The organism is Moraxella sp. (genome assembly GCF_024227015.1).
GTDB lineage: Bacteria > Pseudomonadota > Gammaproteobacteria > Pseudomonadales > Moraxellaceae > Moraxella.
Genome location: NZ_JAAELD010000371.1, coordinates 1 through 2,555, shown reverse-complemented (window position 1 = coordinate 2,555; position 2,555 = coordinate 1). Strand labels below are relative to the sequence as shown.

4 protein-coding genes are annotated in these 2,555 nt (G+C 49.0%); 2 read left to right on the top strand and 2 right to left on the bottom strand.

The annotated features are described in order from the left end of the window. Both GY683_RS08650 and ccmA read right to left on the bottom strand, forming a co-directional pair. On the bottom strand, positions 1-345 hold a 345-nt coding region (locus GY683_RS08650; RefSeq protein WP_297288344.1), incomplete at its 3' end, for a heme exporter protein CcmB. Next, on the bottom strand, positions 342-965 hold the full coding sequence (ccmA, locus tag GY683_RS08645; RefSeq protein ID WP_297288343.1) for a heme ABC exporter ATP-binding protein CcmA: 624 nt from the start codon (positions 963-965) through the stop codon (positions 342-344). The genes GY683_RS08650 and ccmA, both read right to left, overlap by 4 nt. A gap of 145 nt (positions 966-1,110) precedes the next feature. Here ccmA and GY683_RS08640 point away from each other — a divergent pair, with 145 nt between their 5' ends. Then, positions 1,111-1,725 carry a YbjN domain-containing protein gene (locus GY683_RS08640; RefSeq protein ID WP_297288342.1) on the top strand — a complete coding sequence of 205 codons (615 nt, stop codon included), beginning with the start codon at positions 1,111-1,113 and terminating at the stop codon, positions 1,723-1,725. A 3-nt stretch (positions 1,726-1,728) separates the two neighbouring features. Continuing rightward, positions 1,729-2,555, top strand: an 827-nt coding sequence (locus GY683_RS08635) for a histone deacetylase (RefSeq protein WP_297288341.1), incomplete at its 3' end; no start/stop codon positions are given.

Below are 2,555 nucleotides of genomic sequence, written 5' to 3'. Positions count from 1 at the left end.
TGACAATACCGCCACAAAGCCTGCGCTAAACAGCCAATGCACCAACAGACGCGCAAAAACCCACACCGACAAGGGCGAACCTGACACCACCAGCTGTGCCAATGTGCCATTCTCCATGTCCGCCTTAAATAAATCATCCACGCCCATCACCAAGGACAGCAGCGCAGCGATCCACACGGCAGATGTGGCAAGGCGCAATAGTAGCGCAGGCTCACTGCCCACTGCCAACGGAAACAGCGTAATAATAATCAAAAAAATCATCAAAGGAAACAGCCACTGAACCGCACCTTGACGCTTGATGCGCCATTCACGAAGCAGCATTGAACCAAAGGCATTTTTCATCATAATGCAAACTCCGCCAGATCCAGCACGCCCGTCTTCACGCCGATGGCTTGGTGGCTGGTCATCAGCACCGCACCACCTTTATCCGCAAAATCAATGATGCGATTCTCAATCTGCGCCACCATCTGCACATCCAGCGCTGTCAGCGGCTCATCAAGCAGCCAAAATGGCGACTCATCAGGCGACAGCACGAACAATCGTGACAGCCCGACACGGCGCATCTGCCCTGCTGACAACTGCACACTAGAGACATCGTTCAGCCCATACAGCCCCACTTGCTCCAGTGCATAATCAATCACATCGCGATGCGCATCCACGCCATACAGAGACAACAAGAACGCCAAATTCTGCGCGACCGTCAGACTGCCACTAATACCCAGCTGATGCGACACATACACAGGACGTATGCCGTCTCGATGATAAACAACCCTGCCCGACACCATCGGCAAAAGCCCTGCAATCTGGGATAACAGCGTCGTCTTGCCCAGGCCATTTTCGCCGATCAAATGGCAAATATCGCCCGCATTTAAGGTTAGATTCACCCCTTGGCACAGCACAAATTCACCGCGCTGCACATCCACATCATCCAAGGTTACGATGGGCGATTTATCAAAAGCCGTCATAGCACACATCAGTTAAAAAATATAGCTAATGATACCAAAAATCCGCCCCAAGCAAAACCCAATTTTCAATAAGTTTGGTGATTTGCTTTGCATAATCTCCCCCTTTGGGCTACAATTTAACAATAAAATCAAGCATCAGATCATCATGAAAATCTTAGACAAATTAAAACAACTACTCCAAAAACCCGACACCCCAGCCAAGCCAGAGCCTAGCGAGGATGCACACCGCCACGCAGTCAGTACGCGCATCATGACATGGCTCGATAAGCAAGGCTGGAAATACGAACATCGCGCACCTGAAGAAGATGCCGAGATGCGCACGCACCACATGATTTTAAGTTTTACGGACAATCAATCGGACTGGACGTGTGTGTTCCGCGTCAATGAGAATAATCAGCTGGTTGCCATCTTTGGCGTACTGACCGAGACCGTACCGCCAAGCCACTATGCATCCATATTGATGAAAATCGCCCGCGCCAATCTTAACATCGCCTTTGGCAGCATTGAATTAGACCCTTTTGATGGCGAAGTGCGCGTAAAGATGTCAATCGATGCCGAATTTAGCGCCCTTAGTGATAAGGCGCTCGGCTGCTACCTGCAGGGCGTGGCAGGACTGACTGAGATCGCACAGCGACTATTCGACGACGCGATGGCAGAGAGTGAGCCCAGTCCCATCATTCACGACTATCTTAATGATTATAACGACCTGCCACAAGAGTCGGACAGTGGGTTTTTTACACCCACCCACACCGCCCAATAAGCCATGCTAAAAATCGCCCATTCGCCCCTATTTTGCCATAGTCTGCCAGCATCCCACCGCTTTCCTATGGCAAAATACGACCTAATTCCCCAAAAACTGCTCCAAGAAGGCGTTATCACGCCTGATAACCTATTTCACCCCCAACTCTTATCCGAGCAAGAAATCCTAACGACCCACACCGCCGACTATTGGCATAAATTAAAAACAGGCACACTAACCGACAAAGAAATCCGCAAAATCGGTCTGCCTATGTCCGCAGAACTCATCAAACGAGAACGCTACATCACGCACGCCACCTATGAATGTGCCTTGTACGCCAAAGAATACGGCATATCGCTGTCCACATCGGGCGGTACACATCACGGATTTGCTGATAGTGGGGAAGGCTTTTGTATTTTAAATGACATTTGTGTGGCAAGCAATGTGCTGTTAAAAGAAGGACTTGCCAAACGCATTTTAATCCTTGACCTAGATGTCCATCAAGGCAATGGCAATGCGTCCCTTATGGCGGATAATGCCAATGTTTTTGTGATGAGTATGCACGGCGAGAAAAACTATCCCTATCACAAGCCCAAATCGGATTTGGACATTAACCTGCCTGACGGGACGGGCGATGATGACTATTTGTCGCTTTTAAAATACCATTTGCCCAAAGTGCTAGATGATTTTAACCCTGATTTTGTGTTTTATCAGGCGGGGGTGGATGTGCTTGCCGATGTTGGGCTCTATCATTTGAACACCCAGCGTGTTGTCAAATTCGAAAAAGATGAAATACTCGAATTTGCCCGGGAAAGATATGAAAACCCGGGTGAAGCGGTATTTGGTAAAGG